Annotated in this window: 16 protein-coding genes and 1 pseudogene; 6 read left to right on the top strand and 11 right to left on the bottom strand. The window is 76.2% G+C overall.

All coding sequences use genetic code 11. The annotated features are described in order from the left end of the window. Positions 1-139: 139 nt before the first annotated feature. Positions 140-751, top strand: a complete 612-nt coding sequence (locus ACI78Q_RS19115) for a GDSL-type esterase/lipase family protein (RefSeq protein ID WP_456925021.1) — start codon at positions 140-142, stop codon at positions 749-751. A gap of 42 nt (positions 752-793) precedes the next feature. Here ACI78Q_RS19115 and ACI78Q_RS19110 read toward each other — a convergent pair whose 3' ends face one another. From ACI78Q_RS19110 to ACI78Q_RS19060, 11 genes and pseudogenes are all read right to left on the bottom strand, one after another. Next, complete coding sequence (locus tag ACI78Q_RS19110) at positions 794-1,945, bottom strand: cation:proton antiporter (protein ID WP_456925020.1); 1,152 nt, start codon at positions 1,943-1,945, stop codon at positions 794-796. A gap of 12 nt (positions 1,946-1,957) precedes the next feature. Beyond that, entirely contained in the window at positions 1,958-2,443 is a 486-nt protein-coding gene (locus ACI78Q_RS19105) for a cation:proton antiporter regulatory subunit (RefSeq protein ID WP_456925019.1), read from the bottom strand. Between the two features lie 29 nt (positions 2,444-2,472). Beyond that, positions 2,473-5,295, bottom strand: a complete 2,823-nt coding sequence (locus ACI78Q_RS19100; RefSeq protein ID WP_456925018.1) for an FAD-binding and (Fe-S)-binding domain-containing protein — start codon at positions 5,293-5,295, stop codon at positions 2,473-2,475. 43 nt (positions 5,296-5,338) lie between these two features. Then, positions 5,339-5,980 carry a response regulator gene (locus tag ACI78Q_RS19095; protein ID WP_456925017.1) on the bottom strand — a complete coding sequence of 214 codons (642 nt, stop codon included), beginning with the start codon at positions 5,978-5,980 and terminating at the stop codon, positions 5,339-5,341. Further along, positions 5,977-7,377: a sensor histidine kinase gene (locus ACI78Q_RS19090; protein WP_456925016.1), complete on the bottom strand. Its 1,401-nt coding sequence runs from the start codon at positions 7,375-7,377 to the stop codon at positions 5,977-5,979. Before ACI78Q_RS19090 ends, ACI78Q_RS19095 begins: the two co-directional genes overlap by 4 nt. A gap of 128 nt (positions 7,378-7,505) precedes the next feature. Continuing rightward, positions 7,506-8,039: a glycosyltransferase gene (locus tag ACI78Q_RS19085; RefSeq protein WP_456925015.1), complete on the bottom strand. Its 534-nt coding sequence runs from the start codon at positions 8,037-8,039 to the stop codon at positions 7,506-7,508. 152 nt (positions 8,040-8,191) lie between these two features. Next, positions 8,192-9,478, bottom strand: a complete 1,287-nt coding sequence (locus tag ACI78Q_RS19080; protein ID WP_456925014.1) for a hydroxyacid-oxoacid transhydrogenase — start codon at positions 9,476-9,478, stop codon at positions 8,192-8,194. Between the two features lie 114 nt (positions 9,479-9,592). Beyond that, a complete protein-coding gene (locus ACI78Q_RS19075) occupies positions 9,593-10,114 on the bottom strand; it encodes a zinc-binding dehydrogenase (protein ID WP_456925013.1) in 522 nt (173 codons plus the stop codon). A gap of 157 nt (positions 10,115-10,271) precedes the next feature. Further along, positions 10,272-10,508: pseudogene (locus tag ACI78Q_RS19070) on the bottom strand (alcohol dehydrogenase catalytic domain-containing protein); the annotation flags it as partial. Between the two features lie 194 nt (positions 10,509-10,702). Further along, positions 10,703-11,104 carry a cupin domain-containing protein gene (locus tag ACI78Q_RS19065; protein ID WP_456925012.1) on the bottom strand — a complete coding sequence of 134 codons (402 nt, stop codon included), beginning with the start codon at positions 11,102-11,104 and terminating at the stop codon, positions 10,703-10,705. A gap of 118 nt (positions 11,105-11,222) precedes the next feature. Next, the gene (locus ACI78Q_RS19060) at positions 11,223-12,875 is read right to left on the bottom strand and encodes a flavin-containing monooxygenase (RefSeq protein ID WP_456925011.1); all 1,653 of its coding nucleotides are present in this window, start codon (positions 12,873-12,875) and stop codon (positions 11,223-11,225) included. A gap of 239 nt (positions 12,876-13,114) precedes the next feature. Between ACI78Q_RS19060 and ACI78Q_RS19055 the strand changes: the two genes are divergently transcribed. From ACI78Q_RS19055 to ACI78Q_RS19035, 5 genes are all read left to right on the top strand, one after another. Beyond that, positions 13,115-14,446 carry an MFS transporter gene (locus tag ACI78Q_RS19055; RefSeq protein ID WP_456925010.1) on the top strand — a complete coding sequence of 444 codons (1,332 nt, stop codon included), beginning with the start codon at positions 13,115-13,117 and terminating at the stop codon, positions 14,444-14,446. 202 nt (positions 14,447-14,648) lie between these two features. Continuing rightward, positions 14,649-15,569: a hypothetical protein gene (locus tag ACI78Q_RS19050; protein ID WP_456925009.1), complete on the top strand. Its 921-nt coding sequence runs from the start codon at positions 14,649-14,651 to the stop codon at positions 15,567-15,569. 73 nt (positions 15,570-15,642) lie between these two features. After that, the gene (locus tag ACI78Q_RS19045; protein ID WP_456925008.1) at positions 15,643-17,193 is read left to right on the top strand and encodes a gluconokinase; all 1,551 of its coding nucleotides are present in this window, start codon (positions 15,643-15,645) and stop codon (positions 17,191-17,193) included. 81 nt (positions 17,194-17,274) lie between these two features. Further along, positions 17,275-18,852: an FMN-binding glutamate synthase family protein gene (locus tag ACI78Q_RS19040; RefSeq protein ID WP_456925007.1), complete on the top strand. Its 1,578-nt coding sequence runs from the start codon at positions 17,275-17,277 to the stop codon at positions 18,850-18,852. Positions 18,853-19,003: 151 nt separating this feature from the next. Beyond that, entirely contained in the window at positions 19,004-19,282 is a 279-nt protein-coding gene (locus ACI78Q_RS19035; protein WP_456925006.1) for an FmdB family zinc ribbon protein, read from the top strand. The last annotated feature ends 23 nt before the right edge of the window (positions 19,283-19,305 follow it).

Genomic DNA, 19,305 nt, shown 5'->3' with positions numbered 1-19,305 from the left:
TTGCGAAGGCTGGGCCCCGGGATTAAGCCCCGGGCCGCCCCCCCCCCCCCCCCCCCCCCCCCCCCCCCCCCCCCCCCCCCCCCCCCCCCCCCCCCCCCCCCCCCCCCATGGCGGAGCACCTGCCGTTGTTGTACGCAGCGTGATCCGCCTCGCCCTCCTCGGTGACTCCCTCGCGTACGGTTCCGGCGCCGCCCGGGTGCAGGACACCCTCGGCCCTCGACTGGCGGACGTGCTGCGCGACGCCGGCTTCGACGTCGACCTGACCGTCCTGGCCGTCCCGGGCGCCGTCTCGCGCGACCTCGCCGCGCAGGCCCGCCGCGCCGAGCCGCTGGCGGTCGACCTCGCCGTCGTGGTCGTCGGTGCCAACGACCTCGCCCGCATGGTGCCGCCGGTGCAGGCGGCCTCCGCCCTGGCGGCGGCTCTGGGCACCCTCCGCGCGAGCGGGGCCGACGTGGTCGTCGTCCCGGCGCCGGACATGTCGGTCGTGCCCTTCGTGCCCCCGGCGTTCCGCGGGCTCGTGCAGGCCGCCTCCACGCAGCTGCAGCGCGAGCAGGCCGCCGTCGCCCGGGCCGCGGGCGCGCGGGTCGCGGGCGTGTCGGACGCCGTGGCCACCGCGTTCTCCGCGGACCCGGCGATGTTCTCCGCCGACCGCTTCCACCCCTCCTCGGCCGGCTACGCCGTCATCGCGGCCGCGCTGGCCCCCCACGTCGTGGCGGCGGCCGTCGCCCGACGGGACGACGCCGCCGCCTGACCGATCCCCGCGATCACGGCGCTGCGGCGGGGGACGACGTGATCAGACCGCGGCCCGCAGGTCGCGGGGCTCGACGAGGCGGGTGAGGACCGGCCCCAGCACCGCGAGGACCAGCACGTAGCCGGTGGCCACCGGCCCGAGGTCGGTCACGCCCGCCGCGACGGCCAGGCCGGCGATGACGATCGAGAACTCGCCGCGGGCGACGAGCGCCGTCCCCGCGCGCAGCCGCCCGGGCGCGCCCACGCCGTCCCGGCCGGCGGCGAACCAGCCCGTGACCAGCTTCGTCCCCGTCGTGACCGCCGCCAGGGCCAGCACGGCGGGCAGCACCGGCAGCACCGCGCCCGGGTCCGTGGACAGCCCGAAGGCGACGAAGAAGGTGGCCGCGAACAGGTCGCGCAGCGGGCTGAGGATCGCCCGCGCCCGCTCGGCGAACGACGCCGGCAGCGCGAGCCCGACGAGGAAGGCCCCGACGGCGGCCGACGCGCCGAGCGACTGGGCGAGGCCGGCCACCAGCAGGGTGAGCCCGACCAGCCGGAGCAGCACCTGCTCGTCGTCGGCGGAGGCCAGCAGCCGGCCCAGCCGCTGACCGTGCCGCTGGGCGGCGAGCAGCACCAGCACGACGGCGCCCACGGCCAGACCGGCGCCGCCGACCGCCGACACCGGCCCGCCGCCGGCCAGCGCGACGACCAGCAGGGGTAGGAACAGCGCCATCGCGAGGTCCTCGAGCACGAGCACCGACAGCACCGCCGGGGTCTCGCGGTTGGCCAGCCGGCCGAGGTCGCCGAGCAGCCGGGCGACGATCCCCGACGAGGAGATCCAGGTGACGCCGGCCAGGGCCAGGGCGCCCTGCCAGGGCAGGCCGAGCAGCAGCCCGGCGACGAAACCGGGCGGGGCGTTGAGCAGCAGGTCGACCGCCCCGGAGGGGCCGTGCCGGCGCAGGGAGGAGAACAGCTCGTCGGCGGAGAACTCCAGGCCGAGGGCGAGCAGGAGCAGCACCACGCCGATCTCGGCGGCGGCCTCGATGAACGGCTGCGCGGTGGCCAGCGGCACCAGGCCGCCGTCCCCGAGCGCGAGCGCGGCCACCAGGACGAAGGGCACCGGCGAGAGGCCGACCCGGCGGGCCAGCAGGCCCAGCAGCGACAGGCCGAGGAACAGCAGTCCCAGCTCGACCAGCAGGGCCGCGACGTGGTCCACGCCGGCCGCGCCTCAGGCCGCGCCGGCCAGGCGCCGCTCCAGCTGCTCCAGGCCGGTCTGCGAGCCGATGGCGACCAGCACGTCGCCGGCCCGCAGCAGGTCGGCCGGCCCGGGGGAGGGGACCACGTCGGTGTCCCGCACGATCGCCACCACGGAGCAGCCCGTGAGCGTCCGGGCCCGGGTGTCCCCGAGCGGCCGGTCGGCGAACGGGGAGCCGGGCGGGATAGGGAAGTGGCCGGACTCCAACCCGGGCACCTCGCGGGACAGGTCGGCGAAGCGCTGGGTCAGCCGGGGCGCGCCGAACACGTCGGCGACGGCGTCGACCTCCTCGGCGTCCAGCCGCAGGACGCTGCGGGCACGGTCGGGGTCGCGCCGGTCGTAGACGGCGAGCTCGGCCGCCCCCTCGCGGCGGATCACGATCGCGAGGAGGTCACCGGCGCGGGTCTGCAGCTGGTACCGGACACCGACGCCCGGCAGCAGGGTCTCCTCGAGGTCCACCGGCGCATCGTGGCAGACCGCCGCCGCGGTCACCGTCCGGCGAGCAGCTGCGCCAGGTGCAGCGCGCGGCGGCCGGCCAGGTCGTCGAGCTGGGTGCGGCAGGAGAACCCGTCGGCGAGGACGACGGCGTCCGGGCCGGCCTCCCGGACGGCGGGCAGCAGCTGGTGCTCGGCGATGGCGACCGAGACCTCGTGGTGGCCGCGCTCGACCCCCCAGTTGCCGGCCAGCCCGCAGCAGCCGCCGACCCGGCGCACCGTGGCGCCGGCGTCGCGCAGCAGCCGCTCGTCGGCCGACCACCCCAGCACGGCGGAGTGGTGGCAGTGCGGCTGCGCGACCACCTCGACCCCGGCCAGGGACGGCGGAGTCCAGCCCGGCGTGTCCCGCAGCAGCTCGGCCAGGGTGCGGGTGGCCGCCGCGACCCGCTCGGCGGCGGACCCGCCGACCAGCTCGAGCGCCTCGCCGCGCAGCACGGCGGTGCAGGACGGCTCGACGCCGACGATCGGCACCCCGGCGTCGGCCAGCGGGGCCAGCAGCTCGACCGTGCGGGCCAGCGTGCGGCGGGCGCCGTCCAGCTGGCCGGTGGTGATCCAGGTGAGCCCGCAGCACGCCTCGGCCGGCGGCACCTCGACCCGGTAGCCGGCCGCCGTCAGCACCTCGGCCGTCGCCTCGGCGACCTCGGGGGCGAAGTGGTCGGTGAACGAGTCCACCCACAGCGCGACCGGCCGGCCGTCACCGCCCGCCGGCCGGTCGGCCCAGCTCGCGCGGAAGGTGCGGGGCGCGAAGGCCGGCAGGCTGCGCCGCTGGTCCACGCCGGCCCCCCACTTGGCGGCCCGGCCGCCGAGGTGGGAGGTCATCACCGCGTTGACCACGCGCGGGGCCCGGGCGGCGAGGTCCGCCCAGCGCGGCAGCCATCCCAGCGTGTAGTGCGAGCGCGGGCGCACCCGGCGGCGGTAGCTCTGGTGCAGCACCTCGGCCTTGTACGAGGCCATGTCCACGCCGGTGGGGCAGTCCCGCGAGCAGCCCTTGCACGACAGGCACAGGTCGAGGGCGTCGTGCACCTCGGGAGAGCGCCAGTCGCGCACCGGCCCACCGGGGGCGAGCATCTCCTGCAGCACGCGGGCCCGGCCGCGGGTGGTGTCCTTCTCCTCGCGGGTCGCCGGCCACGACGGGCACATCACGCCGCCGGAGGCCTGCAGGTCCGCCCGGCACTTGCCGACGCCGGTGCAGCGGTGGACGGCGGCGGAGAAGTCCCCGCCGTCGTGCCGGTAGGCCAGCGCCAGGCCGGTGGTCCGGCGGGGCGCGGAGGCGACGCGGATGTCGTCCTCGACGCGGGCCGGCCGGACGAGCACCCCGGGGTTGAGCACGTCGCCGGGGTCGAACACCGCCTTGACCCGCTCGAACAGGCCCAGGACGTGCGGGGAGTACATCGAGGCCAGCAGCTCACTGCGGGCCCGGCCGTCCCCGTGCTCGCCGGAGACCGAGCCGCCGAAGCGGGCGACCAGCGCGGCGGCGTCGGTCACGAACGCGCGGTAGGCCTTCCGTCCGCGGTCGGGCCTGTGCCCCAGCGGGAAGTCGATCCGCACGTGCACGCAGCCGTCGCCGAAGTGGCCGTAGGGGACCCCCTGCAGGCCGTGCGCGCCCAGCAGCTCCTCGAACCCGCGCAGGTACTCGCCGAGCCGCTCCACCGGCACCGCGGCGTCCTCCCAGCCGGCGTGCGCGGGGCGGCCGTCGGAGGTGCGGGCGGCCAGGCCCGCGCCGTCCTCCCGGATCCGCCAGATCGCCGCGGCCTCCGCCGGGTCGGTGACCACCAGGGAGTCCAGCGCCCCGGCGTCGCCGAGCACGCCCTTCGCCTTGGCCTCGATCTCGGCGACGGTGTCGCCGGTCAGCTCGACGATCAGCCAGCCGTCGCCGCGGGGGAGCTCCGGGACGACGGCGGCGGGGACGTCGCGCAGCCGCTGGACGATCCGCTGGTCGAGCCCCTCGCAGGCGGTCGGCTCGTGCCGGAGCAGGGCGGGGGTGGCGTCGGCGGCGTCGGCCATCGACGGGTAGCCGAGGACCACCAGCCCGCGGAAGGGCGCGTCGGCCACCAGCCGCACGGTCGCGCCGAGCACCAGGGCCAGCGTGCCCTCGCTGCCGACGAGGGCCTTGGCGACGTCGAAGCCGCGCTCGGGCAGCAGGTGCTCCAGCGAGTAGCCCGACACCTGGCGGCCGAAGCGCCCCAGCTCGGTGCGGATCGCGGCCAGCTCGCCGTCCACCAGGCTCCGCAGGTCGGTGAGGACGCCGCCGTCCGGGGCATCGCCCCCCGGGCCCAGCCGCAGCCGCTGCCCCCCGCCGGTGACGACGTCGAGGCCGACGACGTTGTCCGACGTGCGGCCGTAGCCCAGGGCCCGGGAGCCGCAGGCGTTGTTGCCGATCATCCCGCCGATCGTGCAGCGGTTGTGGGTGCTCGGGTCGGGGCCGAACCGGAGCCCGTGCGGCGCGGCGGCCTTCTGCAGGGCGGCCTGGACGAGGCCGGGGTCCACGGTCGCCGTCCGGGCCTCGGGGTCGATGGCGCGGACCCGGGAGAGGTACCGGCTGGTGTCGACCACCACGCCCGGGCCGACGGCGTTGCCGGCGATCGACGTGCCCGCACCGCGTGCGGTGAGCGGCACGCCGGTCTCCCGGCAGACCGCGAGGGTGGCCTCGATCTCGTCGGGGTGGCGGGGCCGCACCACCACGCGCGGGAGCACGCGGTACAGGGAGCCGTCGGAGGAGTACAGGGCCCGGGCGAGGCCGGAGTCGTCGACGTCGCCGACGCCGGCCCGGCGCAGCGAGGAGAGCAGGTCGGCGTCGGTAGCAGCGGCCGCAGTCACCCCGTCAGTCTCGGTGCCGCGGGTCCGCCGCCGCGAGCGGGGGTCAGCGCGCCAGGCTCGTGGGGTCCTCCGGCAGGTGCGTGCGCGCCCAGAGGGCCGCCGAGGTCCGGTCCCGGACGCCGATCCGCTGGAACACGCTGGTCAGGTGGGCCTTCACGGTGCCCTCCCGGATGCCGAGGGCCCGGGCGATCTGCTTGTTGGCCAGGCCGCGGCCGACCAGCGCGAGCACCTCCTGCTCCCGCTCGGTGAGCTCGGCCGTCCGGGGCGGGGAGCGCCGGGCGTGCAGCACGGTGCGGGCCACGCGCGGGTCCAGCGGCGAGTGCCCCTGGGCGGTGGAGCGGATGGCGGCCAGCAGGTCGGCGGGCTCGGTGTCCTTGAGGACGTACCCGCCGGCGCCCGCGTCGAGCGCCTCCATCACCCGCTGCTGGTCGGAGAAGGAGGTCAGCACGAGCACCTCCACGTCGGGGTGCTCCTCGACGATGCGGCGGGTGGCCAGGACGCCGTCCATCACCGGCATGGACAGGTCCATGAGCACCACCCGCGGCCGCAGGCGGGCCACCTCGGCCACCGCCTCGGCGCCGTCGGCGGCGGTGCCCACGACCTGCATGTCCTCGGCCGCGGCGATCAGCCCGGACAGGCCCGAGCGCATGAGCGCGTGGTCGTCGACCACCAGGACGTCGATCACGGGAGTGGCACCTCCAGGCGCAGGGTGGTCCCGGACCCCGGCGCGGTGCGCAGCCACAGGGCGGCGCCCTCGGCGGCGGCGAGGTCGGCGAGCAGCCGCAGCCCGAACCGGCCGCCGTGCCCGTCCGGGTCGGGCGCGGCCTCGAACCCGACGCCGTCGTCGGTGACCTCGCACACCAGGGCGTCGGCGCGCTCCTCCACCGTCACGTCCACGCGGCGGGCGGAGGAGTGCTTGGCGACGTTGCGCAGCGCCTCCTGGACGGTGCGCAGGACCAGGGCGGCGGCGGCCGGTGGCGGGTCCAGGTCGTCGGCCACGTGCACCCGGACGTCGACGCCGCGCGGGCGCAGCCGGCCGGCGAGGTCGGCCAGGGCCATGGGCAGGCCGGAGCGGGCGAGGTCGGGCGGGTGGATCTCCACCAGCAGGGAGCGCAGGGAGCCCACCGACTCCCGCAGCGCGCCGGCGGCCTGGCTCAGCACCTCCGCCTCCGGGTGGGGGCAGCCGCAGGCCGAGGGCCCCCGCAGCTCGTCGGCGGCCCGGGCGACGAGCAGGGCGGAGGCCGAGACGTCCTGGACGATCCCGTCGTGCAGGCTCCCCGCGATCCGCCGCCGCTCCTCGGCAGAGGCGTCCAGCGCGCGGGCCTGCAGCAGCTCGCGCTCCCGCTGGGTGGCCCGCAGCTGGGTCACCATCCGGCGCACCAGGGGCAGCTGGACGGCGAGGAGGGTGAGCACCACGGCCATCGAGATGGGCGCGAACTCCCACCAGATCTCGAACTGCCGGGAGGTGGCCTGCTGGTACACCGAGTAGGTCTCCAGCAGCAGCGGCTGCCCGTCGGGGCCGGCGATGTGCCGGTACACCTCCAGGAGTTGGCCGAAGGAGCGCTCGAACCGGTTCTCCGGGCGGGTGAGGTCGCTGACCTGGGCCCGCGTGACGCCGTCGCGCAGCGCGGTCCGGTCGTCCTCGTCGAGCCCGTAGGCCTGCCCGACGAGGCGGGGCTCGTCGGAGTAGACGATCCGCCCGTCCGCCGTCCAGATCTTGACCCGCACGATGCCGACGGAGGGCAGCCGGTCGCGCATGCGGGCGTCGAACGTCTGCAGGGTCTGCGGGTCGCCGGCGAGCAGGCCGTCGTCGACGTTGGGTTGCACGAGGACGGCGGCCAGCAGGTCGGTCACGTGGCGGGCGTCGGCCAGCGCCTCGTCCTCGGCCGCCTCGACGCCGGCCCAGACGCCGCCGCCGAGCAGCAGGACCACCGCCACCAGGTTGGCGAGCAGGAAGCGGCCGACCACTCGGCGCACCGACGAGGTGCGGGCCGGGCGGTGGGCGGGCGCGGGCTGCACCAGCGGGACCCAGTCGCCGGTCGGGCGCGGTGCGGCGACCGCCGCCGTCGGGCCGGTGGCCATGGCGTCCCCCTCGCGCGTCGACGCTGCACCCGCCTGTCGGGGAGTTGTGTCATCCCGGGGGGTGGCGGCGCAAGGGACCGGGCGCCCGGCTCCCCCGATCTGGGGGCCCGGGACGAGGGGCACGCGCCTCACCCGGTGACCCGCTGCCAGGTGCGGCGCAGCCGTCCGCCGTCATCGGCCGGTGGGAGGACGCCCACTGCCCGGCTGCCGGCCAGGCCGATGCCGGCCGCGCGGACCGGGTCGTCGAGCAGCCCGGCGAGGGCCAGGGCGAGGGCGGTCGGGTCGTCCGGGGCGACGAGCAGCCCCGTCTCTCCGTGCCGGATCAGGAGCGGAGGCGCGCCCGCGGGCGTGGCCACGACCGGGCGCGCACTGGCGAGCGCGTGCCGCAGCGCCGGTGACGGGTACTCCCGGCCGCAGGGCGCCCGGTGCGGGAGGACCAGCGCGGCGCAGCGGTGCACCGCGGCCCGGACCGCCGGGGGCGCCAGGGGCTCGCGGAAGCGCACGGCGTCGTCCAGGCCCAGCCGGGCGGCGGCGGTCTGCAGCGCCCGGCGCAGCGGCCCGCCGCCGACGAGGTCCAGGCAGAGGCCGGGCCGGTCCCCGGCCAGCAGCCCGAAGGCGGTCAGCAGCGTGTCGACGCCACCGGCCGGCTCGAGCGGTGCCACGCCCAGCAACGGGCGCGGAGGCCCTCCCGCGCTCGTCGCCATGCCCGTCCTCCCCGTGGCCCCGGTCGGCCCCCGCGGCCACTGGACCAGCCCGGCGGTCCGGGACGCACCTGGACAGGAGTCCTACGACCAGGTCAGGGCGCCGCGGCGGGTCACCAGAGGGTCAGCGAGCGGCGGAAGATCCCGGCGACGTCGTCCTCCGTGACGTCCTTGGGGGCGGTGGCCAGCAGGCGCTGCTGCTTCATCGTGCCCTCGACGAGGTCGGGGATGTCGCCCTCGTCGTAGCCGACGGCCCCGATGCCGCCCGGGATGTCGATGTCGCGCATGAGGGCGGTCAGCACCGTGGGCAGGAACTCCGCCGGGTCGTCGGTCTGCTCGGCGCGGGGGTCCAGCAGCCGGGCGGCGCGCAGGTGCCGCTCGGGGTCGGCGTCGAAGGTGAACCGGAAGGCCTCGGGCGCGGTGAGGGCCACCGACATCCCGTGCGGGACCATCGGCTCGTCGGCCGGGTAGTCCTTGGGGTGGAAGTCCTTGACGCGGCCGGCGATCGGGTAGGCGTTGGCGTGCGGGATGTGCACGCCGGCGTTGCCGAACCCCATCCCGGCGAAGGTCGCGGCCATGGCCATCGCCGCGCGGGCGTCGTCGTCCTCGCCGTGCCGGACGGCGGTGCGGAAGGACCCGGCCAGCAGCGAGAGCGCCTTCTCCGACCACATGTCGGCGATCGGGTTGGCGCCGCAGTAGGGCACCCGCTCCTCCGGCCGCTTGTGCTCGAAGGTCGTGTACGGGCGCGCGGTGTAGCTCTCCAGCGCGTGGCAGAGGATGTCCATGCCCGACGCGGCGGTGACCCCGGCCGGCTGGGTCCGGGTCAGCGCCGGGTCGACGACGGCCATGGTCGGGCGCAGCCGGGCGTGGCTGATGCCGGTCTTCACCTTGAGCGCCAGGACGTCGAGCACGCAGATCGTGGTGCTCTCCGCGCCGGTCCCGGTGGTCGTGGGGACGGCGACCAGCGGGTGCAGCGGGTTGACCGGCGCCCGGCCCTCGCCGACCGGCTTGTTGACGTAGTCCATGAGCTCACCGGGGTTGGTGGTGAGCAGGTTGATCGCCTTGGCGGTGTCGATGCTCGACCCGCCGCCCACGGCGACGACCGCGTCCCACGGCCCGTGCTCGCGGGCCCACCCGACGGCGTGCTCGAGGCTCTCGTCGGTCGGCTCCACGTGGGCGCCGTCGAAGACCCGCGCCTCGATGCCGAAGGGCGTCATCTGGTCGGCGACCCGCTGGGGGTGACCAGTCGCGGCCACGCCCGGGTCGGTGACGACCAGCACGCGCCGCGCCCCGGTCAGGCTCAGGTCGTAGCCGATCTCGTCGGAGGCGCCGGGGCCGTACTTGAGCTGGGGTGCGCCGTAGGTGAAGACGCTCTCGGGGGTGGCGGGGGTGTGGGACATGGGCGGGGCCCTCCTCGGACGACGCGGCGGTCGGTGGCACGGTCCGTGTGGCACCCGGGAGTCTGCTGCGGCGGCCCCCGCTCGGCCAGCCCGGCGGGAGGCGGCGGCCCGCGCTCAGCCGGCCGCGGCGTCGTCCGGGACGATGACCGCCCGGCCGGTCACCGAGCCGGCCCGCAGGGCCGCGTAGGCCTCCGGCGCGCGGCTCAGCGGCCACTCGGTGGTCTGCGCGACCAGGTCGCCGCGGGCGGCCAGGGCCAGCACCGCGTGCAGCTCCGGCCGGGTGCCCCAGTACGTCGTCAGGACGCGGATCCCGTACGGCAGCCTCAGCCACGAGACCGGCAGCGTCCCGCCGGCGATGCCGACGACGACGATCGCCCCGTCGATGCCGACCGCGGACGCGGCCAGGGCCAGGGTGCCGTCGGAACCGACCATGTCGAGGACGACGTCGGCGCCGGTGCCCGCGGTGAGGTCCCGGATGGCCGCGGCGGTGTCGGCGTCGCTGTCGAGGACGGCGTGGGCGCCCCGGGCGCGGGCCAGCTCCCGCGACTCCGCCCGGGGGTCGACCGCGACCACGGTGGCCCCCGTGGTGGCCCGCAGGACCTGCACGGCCAGGTTGCCCAGCCCGCCGGCGCCCACGACCACCGCCGTGGAGCCCGGTCCGAGGAGGTCCGCGACCCGGGCGATCGCGTGGTAGGGCGTCGGTCAGCGGGGCCGCGGTGCGGGGTTCGAGCCCGTCGGGCAGCGGGACGAGGTGCCGGGCGGAGGGCACCAGGAGGTACTCGGCCATGCCGCCGTCGGCGCCCAGCCCGCCGACCGCGGAGCCGCCACCGGGGGCGCGGCAGTAGTTCTCGGCGCCCGCTGCGCAGGAGCGGCAGACCCCGCAGCCCCACGCGCCGTACACGGCGACCGGTTGGCCCTGCTCCAGGCCGCGCACGCCGGGGCCGGTCCCGGCGATCCAGCCGGCGTTCTCGTGGCCGAGGGTGAACGGCAGCTGCCAGGGCATCGCGCCCGGCGGGAACTCGTGCAGCACGTGCAGGTCGGAGTGGCACACCCCGGCGCCGCCGACCCGGACCAGCACCTCGCCGGGCCCGGGCCGTGGTGGTTCGAGGTCGCGGAACTCGGGGTCGCTCTGCCAGCCGGTGATCTGCAGGGCACGCACGGGGCCTCCTCGTCGGCAGGTGCTGGAGGTGGGGCCGCCGCGGGTGCGGCGGCCCCACCCGGGCCTCACTGGGTCGGCGGCTCGTCCTTGCCGGCCTCCTCGAGCTCGTCGGCCTCCTCCTTGGTCTTGTGCACCGCGCCGTCGGCGTGCTCCGGCGGGCCGTAGACCGTGTAGAGGACCAGCGGGTTGGGCCCGGTGTTCACGAAGTTGTGCTTCGTGCCGGCGGGCACGACGACCAGGTCGCCCTGCGTCACCTTTTTCTTGCTGCCCGCGATCCGCGCCTCACCGGTGCCGCTGACGAAGGTGAGGATCTGGTCGATGTCCTCGTGGACCTCCTCGCCGATCTCCCCGCCCGGCGGGATCGTCATGATCACCAGCTGGGTGTTCTTCCCGGTCCACAGGACCCGGCGGAAGTCGGCGTACTTCTCGGCCTCGGTCGCGATCTCGTAGTGGATGACGGACGCCATGGAGGCGCTCCTCTCGTCGGACGGTCTCGTGCGACCGGGGCCGGCTGGCCCCGGCGGACGCGGTCCTCCTGCCCGCCGACGTGCACGGTTAGTCGTGTCCGGGAGGGGAGTCGATCACTCACCCGGCGAGGACGAAGCCCTCGTAGTCCTTGGCGGCCACCTCGTCACACCGCTGCCGGTAGGGGCCGAGCCCGCCGATGTAGGGCATGAACACCCGCGGCTTGCCCTCCACGTTCGAGCCCATGTACCAGGAGTTCGCCGTGGGGAACAGGGTGGCGTTGCCGACCTCCTCGTTGTGCGCCACCCACTCGTTCTCGGCCTCGATCGTGGGCTCGATGGTGGGCACGCCCCGCTCGCGCAGGTGGGCGATGCAGTCGCCGATCCACTCCACGTGCTGCTCGATCGCCGTCATCATGTTCGTGAACACCGAGGGGCTCTGGGGCCCGGTGATGATGAACATGTTCGGGAAGCCGGCCACGGTGATGCCGAGGTAGCTGCGGGGCCCCGCGGCCCACTTCTCCTTCAGCGACAGGCCCTCCCGACCGCGGATGTCGATCGAGGTCAGCGCCCCCGTCTGGGCGTCGAATCCGGTGGCCAGCACGAGGGCGTCGAGGGGGTACTCCCGCTCCGTCGTCCGGATCCCACTCGGCGTGATCTCCACGAGGGGGGTCTTGCGCAGGTCGACCAGGTGCACGTTGTCGCGGTTGTAGGTCTCGTAGTAGTCGGTGGCGACGCACAGCCGCTTGGTGCAGATCGGGAAGTCCTTGGGGCACAGCGTCTCGGCGACGTCCGGGTCCCGGACGATCTGGCGGATGCGCTCCCGGACGAACTCCGAGGCGGTGTCGTTGGACGCCTGGTCCACCAGCGTGTCGTTGAAGGCCAGGTACATGTCGGCGAGGATGTTCTCCGGGTTGGACCAGGCGTTCTCGTACCGGCGCCGCCGCTCCTCCTCGTCCACCTCGAGGGCGGACTTGTCCGGCATCTCGTACGGCACGCCGAGCATCGACATCCGGGCCTGCTCCCGGTGCTCGCGGTAGCGCGCCTTCACCGCTTCCTGCTGACCGGCCGGGAAGTCGTGGTTGTTGGCCGGGATGGCGAAGTTGGGCGTCCGCTGGAAGACGTAGAGGTCGGCGGCCTGCTGGGCGATCAGCGGGATGCTCTGGATCGCCGAGGAGCCGGTGCCGATCACGCCCACCCGTTGCCCGGTGAAGTCCACGCCCTCGTGCGGCCAGCGGGCCGTGTGGTACCAGGCGCCGCGGAAGCTCTCCAGTCCGGGGACCTCCGGCTTCTTGTAGATCGACAGGCACCCGGAGGCGTGGACCAGGTACCGGGCCGCGACCTCGTCGCCCTGGTCGGTGCGGACCGTCCAGCGCTCGGCGGTCTCGTCCCAGACCGTCTCGGTGACCCTGGTCCGGAACTGGATGTCGCGGCGCAGGTCGTACCGGTCGGCCACGTGGTCGGCGTAGCGGAGGATCTCCGGCTGGGTCGGGTACTTCTCCGTCCAGTGCCACTCCTGCTCGAGCTCGGGATCGAAGGAGTAGGAGTAGTCCAGGCTGTTGATGTCGCAACGGGCGCCGGGGTAGCGGTTCCAGTACCAGGTGCCGCCGACGCCGTCACCGGCCTCGAAGACCTGCACCGAGCAGCCGAGCTGCCGCAGCCGGTGGAGCATGTACATGCCGGAGAAGCCGGCGCCGATGACGACGACGTCCACCCGGCGGGTGGGGGTGTCGGCCGCAGCGGTCTCCTGCGGGGTGGGCGCGGTCTGCGTCATGGGGTCGGGTCCTCCTCGTCGAGGCCGGGGGCGACCCGCGACCCGGCTGCCCGGGATCGCGGGAGCGGGAGTGACCGGCGCAACCGCCGGTGTGTCCTGGGTCACACAAGCTAGGAGCCGGGATCGGGGCCGGTCAAGGGCGGTGGCGGGACCCCCGGGCCGGCCGCGGGGCGGTGGTGGTGAGGGATCTCACGGCCCCGCGCCGGAAGCCTCCGGGCCGGCCGGACGTCGTCCCTGGGGTGAGCTCGCCGACCGCCACCCGCCCGACGGCCCGCGCCTACACGGTGTGGCTGGTGGCGCTGGCCGCGTACGCCGTCGCCGTCTTCCACCGCGCCTCCCTCGGTGTCGCCGGGGTGGAGGCGCAGGAGCGGTTCTCCGCGGGCGCCTCGGCGGTCTCGCTGTTCCTCGTGCTGCAACTGGTCGTCTACGCGGGCATGCAGGTCCCCGTCGGTGTCGCCCTCGACCGGTTCGGCTCGCGCCGGCTGATCCTGGCCGGCGCGCTGACCATGGCCGCCGGCCAGGCGCTGCTCGCCCTCGCCGGCGACGTCCCGACCGCCGTCGCGGCGCGGGTGCTGGTCGGGGCCGGCGACGCGATGACCTTCGTGAGCGTGCTGCGGGTGATCGGCTTCTGGTTCCCCGGCCCCACGGTCCCGCTGATCACCCAGCTGACCGGCATGCTCGGCCAGTTCGGGCAGATCGTCGCCGCCTACCCGCTGGTGACCCTGCTGCACTCGACGTCGTGGGAGACCACGTTCCTCGGCGCCGCGGCCGTCGGCGTCCTCGTCGCCGTGCTCGTCGTCGTCGCCCTGCGCGACGCGCCGCCCGGCACGCAGCTGGCCACCCCCAGCGGCCTGTCGGAGGTGCGCCGCAGCCTGGTGCTGACCTGGCGGGAGCCGGGCACCCGGATCGGCCTCTACACCCACCTGGTCACCCAGTTCTCCGGCACCGTCTTCGCGCTGCTGTGGGGCTACCCGTTCCTCGTGGTGGGGGAGGGGCGCAGCCCCGCGACGGCGGCCGGCCTGCTCACCCTGCTCGTCGTGGTCGGCATCCTCGTCGGCCCGCTGCTGGGCCGGCTGTGCGGGCGCTGGCCGCTGCGCCGGTCGGTGCTGGTGTTCTCGATCCTCGCGCTCACGGCGGCGACGTGGACCGTCGTCCTGCTGTGGCCGGGTCCGGCGCCGCTGCCGCTGCTGGTGCTGCTGGTCGTCGTCCTGGGCACCAACGGCCCGGGGTCGATGATCGGCTTCGACTTCGCCCGCACCTGGAACCCGGCCGAGCGGCAGGGCAGCGCCAGCGGCGTGGTGAACGTCGGGGGGTTCGTGGCCTCGCTGCTCACCATCCTCGCCGTCGGGGCGGTCCTGGACGTGCTCACCCCCGGCGGCTCGACCGACTACTCGCTGGACGCCTTCCGCGCCGCCTTCGCCGTCCAGTACGTGTTCTGGGCGATCGGGTTCGCCGGGGTGCTGCGGCACCGGCGGCAGCTGCGCGACCGGCTGGCCCGCGACGGCGTCGTCCTCGCGCCGCTGCACGTGGCCGTCGGCGCCCGCCTGCGGGGCGGGTCGGCCTACCGCTGACCCGGCGCCCGCCTCACCGGTCGTAGCCGTTCCGGTACGGGCAGCCGAGCTACGCCGGGGGCCCCCTCCGGCCGCGCCCGGGGGGCCCTCCGCGCGCCCGCGCGGTGGGACCGTGCGACCACCAGCACGACATCGAGCTGGCCGGGCGTGCGGCAGCCAGGCCACGGCTCCGACCGCACGTCGGGTCAGGAGGGAGGCCCCGGTGTTCGGACGGAACGAGGTCGTGGACACCGACGAGGCCCGGCCGGCCGACGCGCCGGCGTCCGCGGACGAGGTGAGGCGCCCCAACCTGGCCGGCGACCTCGACACCATCTTGGAGGGGCGGCCGCTGTTCCGGGGGGCGCTGCGCGGCTACGACCGGCTGCAGGTGGACAACTACGTCGCCTGGGCCGAGACCGAGCTGACCGCGATCCGCAGGGAGAACGACGACCTGCTGTCCCGCTACGGCACCTGCTCGGCGGAGCTGGAGATCTCCCGCCGGCTGCTGGCCTGCTCACCCGAGGGCCGCGAGCTGCTGAAGACCTCCGAGCGGATCGGCGAGATCCTGCGCCTGGCCGCCGACGAGGCCGCCGGGCTCACCGAGGCCGGGGCGGCCGAGGCCGACCGGCTGCGCGCCGAGGCCCGCGCGGAGGCCGACGCCCTGCTGCGCCGTGCCACGGAGATCAAGGAGGCCGCGCTCGCCGACTGCCAGCGGGCGGAGGAGGAGGCACGCGCCGCGCGCGCGGAGGCCGTCACCCGGCTGCAGGAGGCCGCCGCGGAGGCCGACCGGCTGATCGTCGAGGCCGCCGCCGAACGCGACCGGCTGGCCCTGGAGGCCGCCGGGGAGCGGGAGCGCCTGGCAACGGAGGCCCGCGCGGACCGGGAGCGGCTGGGCGCCGAGGCCGCCGCCGAGCGGACCCGGCTGCTCACCGAGGCCCGGGCGGAGTACGACCGGCTCACCGGTGAGGCCCGCGGGGCCGTGCGGCGGCTGGCCGAGCAGCTCGACGACGCGGTCGGCACGCTGACCGGCCTCCTGGCCGAGGCCCGGGTGCACGAGCAGCCCGACCCCGAGGAGCCCGGGGGGCCCGCGGAGCCGTCGGAGCGCTCCGAGCCGCCGGCGCCGGTGCAGCAGCTGGCCTCCTGAGCGCCCGGCTGGCGCCCGCCTCCCGCGCCGAGCACGATCGCGGCAGGGCCACGGGGCCGGTCAGGGGGTCGAGGTGGACGTCGTCGTCGGGCTCGACTCGGGCACGACGGCCACCAAGGCGGTCACCGCCGGCACCGACGGCCGGGTGCGCGACGTCGCCAGCGTCGGCTACCCGCTGCAGGTGCCCGCGCCCGGCCGCGCCGAACTCGACGCCCGGCAGCTGCAGTCGGCCGCGGTCGAGGCGCTCGCCGCCGTCGCCGCCCGCGCCCGCGAGCGCGGCGACCGCGTGGTCGGGGTCGGCCTCAGCGCCGCCATGCACGGCCTGGTGCCCATGGACGACGCCGGGGTGCCGCTCGGGCCCCTGGTGACCTGGGCCGACGACCGGGCCGCCCGGTGGGCCGGGGAGCTGGTGGCCGACGGCCGCGCCGCGGACCTGCACGCCCGCACCGGGACGCCGGTGCACGCCATGTCGCCGCTGGTGAAGCTCTCCTGGGAGCGGGCCGAGGACCCCGACCTGGTGGCCCGCACCCCGCGCTGGGGCGGGGTCAAGGAGCTCGTGGTCGCCGCCCTGCACGGCGGCCGGCACGTGCTGGACCGGTCGTGCGCCTCCTCCACCGGCCTCTACGACCTCGCCACCGGCCGGTGGGACGACGAGGCGATGACGATCGCGGGGGTACGGGCGGCCCAGCTCGGGGAGGTGCTGCCCACCACGGCGGTGCTGCCCGGGCTGCGCCCCGAGGTGGCCGCGGCGACCGGCCTGCCCGCCGACCTGCCGGTGGTCGTCGGCGCCTCCGACGGCGTGCTGGCCAACCTCGGCATCGGGGCGGTGCGGCCGGAGGTCGCGGCGGTCTCCCTCGGCACCAGCGGGGCCATGCGGGTCGTCGTCCCCCGGCCCACGGTGGACCGGGACCGTCGGCTGTTCTGCTACGCGCTCACCGACGACGCCTGGGTGGTCGGCGGCGCGGTCAACAACGGCGGCTCGGTGGTGCGGTGGGCCGCGCGGGCGCTGGCCGCCGGGTTCGACGCCCCGGACCCCGAGGGGGAGGACGCCGACGCCCTGGACGCCCGGCTGCTCGACGAGGCGGCCGGGGTGCCGGCCGGCAGCGCCGGGCTGCTCTGCTTGCCCTACCTGCTGGGGGAGCGGGCGCCGTGGTGGCGGTCGGGCCTGCGCGGGGCCTACGTCGGGCTGCGCCGTGAGCACCGCCGGCCGCACCTGGTGCGGGCAGCGGTCGAGGGGGTCTGCCAGCAGCTGGCCCTGGTCCGCGACGCGTTCGCCGCGACCGACCTGCCGGTGCGGGAGGTGCGGGCCACCGGCGGTGCCGTCGCGTCGTCCCTGTGGGTGCGCACCCTGGCCGCCGCGCTCGACCTGCCGGTGCGCGTGGCGGAGTCCCCCGAGGGGACGGGCCTGGGGGCCTGCCTGCTGGCGTGGCACGCCCTGGGCGAGCTGCCCGACCTGGACGCCGCGACCGCGCTGGTCGAGGTCGGCGACCCGGTGGTGCCCGACCCGGCGGAGGTCGCGGTCTACGCGCGGCTGCGCCCGCTGGTCGACCGCTCGACCCGGGCGCTCACCGACGTCCTGGCCACGCTCGACGCGGTCGACGACCCGCAGACCCACCCGGAGTGACCCCCGAGACCGAGGAGGAACCGTGCCCGCGAGCGATCCTGGAACCCGACCCGGAGCGGCCCGACCGAGGGGGGCCGCGTCGTGAGGCGCGGTGCCCGTGCCGCCGCCGCTGCCGCCCTGTCCGCCGTCGCGGGCGTCGCCGCCCGCGACCTGCTGCAGCGGGAGCACACGCTGCTGCGCAACTTCCCCGTGGTCGGCCACGCGCGCTACCTGATCGAGGCGATCGGCCCGGAGCTGCGCCAGTACCTCGTGGCGGGCAACAACGAGGAGCGGCCGTTCACCCGTGACCAGCGCCGCTGGGTGTACGCCTCGGCGAAGAAGGCGAACAACTACTTCGGGTTCGGCACCGACAACGACCTCGAGTACACCGCCGGCTATCCCGTGATCAACCACAAGACGTTCGGGGCCGCCGTCCCGACGTCGGCCCCCATGTCCGCGCACGACGTCGCCCTGCCGTCGGCCAAGGTGCTGGGCGGCCCGCGCGGCCGGGCGCGGGCGTTCCGCCCGCCGTCGGTCGTGAACATCTCGGCGATGAGCTTCGGCTCGCTGTCGGGCGCCGCCGTCGAGGCGCTCAACCGCGGCGCCGCGCTCGCCGGCTGCCTGCAGAACACCGGCGAGGGCGGGATCTCGGTGCACCACCGCAACGGCGGTGAGCTGGTCTACCAGATCGGCACCGCCTACTTCGGCTGCCGGGACGAGCACGGCCGCTTCGACCTCGCCCGGCTCAAGGGCCTCGTCGCCTCCGCCCCGGTGCGAGCGCTGGAGATCAAGCTCAGCCAGGGCGCCAAGCCCGGCCTCGGCGGCGTGCTGCCGGCGGCGAAGGTGTCGGCGGAGATCGCCGCCGCCCGCGGGGTCCCGGAGGGGGTGGACTGCGTGAGCCCGTCGCGGCACGCGGAGTTCTCCGACGTCGACAGCATGCTGGACTGGGTCGAGCTGCTGGCCGCCGAGACCGGGCTGCCGGTCGGCATCAAGTCCGCCGTCGGCGACATGGCGTTCTGGCACGAGCTGACCGACCAGATGAGCCGCACCGGCCGCGGCGTGGACTTCGTGACCGTCGACGGCGGCGAGGGCGGCACCGGGGCCGCGCCGCTGATCTTCACCGACTCGGTGTCGCTGCCCTTCCAGCTCGGCTTCGCCCGCGTCTACTCGGTGTTCGCCCGGGCCGGGCTGCACGAACAGGTGACCTTCATCGGCGCGGGCAAGCTCGGGCTGCCGGACAACGCGATCGTCGCCTTCGCCCTCGGCTGCGACATGGTCAACGTCGGCCGCGAGGCGATGCTGGCGATCGGCTGCATCCAGGCGCAGAAGTGCCACACCGACACCTGCCCGACCGGGGTGGCCACCCAGAACCCCTGGCTGGCCCACGGGCTGGACCCGGCGCTGAAGTCGGTGCGCGCCGCCAACTACATCGACACGCTCCGCCGGGACCTGTTCAAGGTCTCCGAGGCCTGCGGCGTGCTGCACCCGGGCCTGATCGGCCCCGACGCGGTGGAGGTCCTCGACGGGCGCACCAGCTCGACCCCGCTGGCGGAGGTGTACGACTACCGGCCGGGCTGGGGCATGCCCTCGGCGGAGGACCGCGCCGCGATCAGCGCGCTCATGGAGGGACGCGCCCCGCAGGGCGGCTCGGCCCCGGCCTCGCCCGACGCCACCGGCTGAACCCACCGGGGGTCACCCCTCCTGAGCCCGGGGTGGCGACGCGCGTGGTGCCGCGATCGGAGGGGTCGGACGGGCGTCCACCGGCTCCGCGCGACGCCAGGGGCCGCTAGCTTCCGCGTTCACCTGTGGTCCCGAGCCCCGGAGGACCTCCATGGCGGGTTACGTCTACCGGTGTCCCAGCTGCGGCCCGTGGGAGGTCCGCCGTCCCATCGGCACCGCGGACAGCACCTCCCGGTGTCCCGCCTGCGGGGCGGTGGGCCGGCGCGTCTACACCGCCCCTCTGCTCAGCCGCACGGCCGCCCCGGTGGCCGCCGCGCGGCTGAGCGAGGAGGCCAGCCGGGACGCGCCCACGGTCACGACGGAGGTCCCGCGCGCAGCCGGCCGCCCGGCGCCGCGGAACCCGCGATGGGACGCGCTGCCCCGGCCCTGACGGCTGCGGGCCCGCGTCCCCCA

The sequence above is a fragment of the Geodermatophilus sp. SYSU D00705 genome (assembly GCF_054050135.1).
The sequence above is the reverse complement of the archived record's forward strand: the minus strand, read 5'-3'. Positions and strand labels throughout refer to the sequence as shown.

Excerpts from the sequence above, each read along its gene's own strand:
- ACI78Q_RS19090 (WP_456925016.1), bottom strand. The coding sequence starts at position 7,377 with ATGGCCACCGGCCCGACGGCGGCGGTCGCCGCACCGCGCCCGACCGGC.
- ACI78Q_RS19080 (WP_456925014.1), bottom strand. The coding sequence starts at position 9,478 with ATGTCCCACACCCCCGCCACCCCCGAGAGCGTCTTCACCTACGGCGCA.
- ACI78Q_RS19065 (WP_456925012.1), bottom strand. The coding sequence starts at position 11,104 with ATGGCGTCCGTCATCCACTACGAGATCGCGACCGAGGCCGAGAAGTAC.
- ACI78Q_RS19060 (WP_456925011.1), bottom strand. The coding sequence starts at position 12,875 with ATGACGCAGACCGCGCCCACCCCGCAGGAGACCGCTGCGGCCGACACC.
- ACI78Q_RS19035 (WP_456925006.1), top strand. The coding sequence starts at position 19,004 with ATGGCGGGTTACGTCTACCGGTGTCCCAGCTGCGGCCCGTGGGAGGTC.